The following is a 751-nucleotide window of genomic DNA, read 5'->3' as shown; positions in this document are numbered from 1 at the left end:
GCAGCTCCTACAGGGGGATTGTCGGAATCTTTCCCGACAAAAATACTAGGACTTTGTCCGGCGCGATGATTGGCGTAAACTGCGCCCAAGCCTGCGAGGAGTTTCCATGACCGCTATTACCATCACCGACGCCGCCCACGATTACCTGGCTGATCTGCTCTCCAAGCAGAACACCCCGGGTATCGGCATCCGCGTCTTCATCACCCAGCCTGGCACCCAGTACGCCGAAACCTGCATTGCGTACTGCAAGCCGGGCGAAGAAAAACCCGAAGACACCGCGCTGGGGCTGAAAAGCTTCACCGCTTACATCGACCATTTCAGCGAAGCGTTCCTGGACGATGCCGTTGTCGACTATGCCACCGACCGCATGGGCGGCCAGTTGACCATCAAGGCGCCAAACGCCAAAGTGCCGATGGTCAACGCCGACAGCCCGGTCAACGAGCGCATCAACTACTACCTGCAAACCGAGATCAATCCTGGGTTGGCCAGCCACGGCGGCCAGGTCAGCCTGATCGACGTGGTCGAAGACGGCATTGCCGTCCTGCAATTCGGCGGCGGTTGCCAAGGCTGCGGCCAGGCCGACGTGACCTTGAAGGAAGGCATTGAGCGCACCTTGCTCGAGCGTATTCCCGAGCTCAAGGGCGTGCGCGACGTGACCGACCACACGCAGAAAGAAAACGCCTACTACTAAGGTGTTCGCTGCAAAATGAAAAAACGGCGCCCATCGTGAGCGCCGATCGTTCCCACGCTC

Annotated in this window: 1 protein-coding gene; it reads left to right on the top strand. The window is 59.3% G+C overall.

What is annotated here, in order from left to right:
• The first annotated feature begins 106 nt into the window (after positions 1 to 106).
• Positions 107 to 691: a Fe-S biogenesis protein NfuA gene (gene nfuA / locus PG5_RS32850; RefSeq protein WP_007912592.1), complete on the top strand. Its 585-nt coding sequence runs from the start codon at positions 107 to 109 to the stop codon at positions 689 to 691.
• The last annotated feature ends 60 nt before the right edge of the window (positions 692 to 751 follow it).

It is taken from the genome of Pseudomonas sp. G5(2012) (assembly GCF_000408945.1).
GTDB lineage: Bacteria > Pseudomonadota > Gammaproteobacteria > Pseudomonadales > Pseudomonadaceae > Aquipseudomonas > Aquipseudomonas umsongensis.
The sequence above is the reverse complement of the archived record's forward strand: the minus strand, read 5'-3'. Positions and strand labels throughout refer to the sequence as shown.

Bases quoted from the DNA above. Each gene is read 5' to 3' on its own strand.
- nfuA (WP_007912592.1), top strand. From the start codon at position 107: ATGACCGCTATTACCATCACCGACGCCGCCCACGATTACCTGGCTGAT.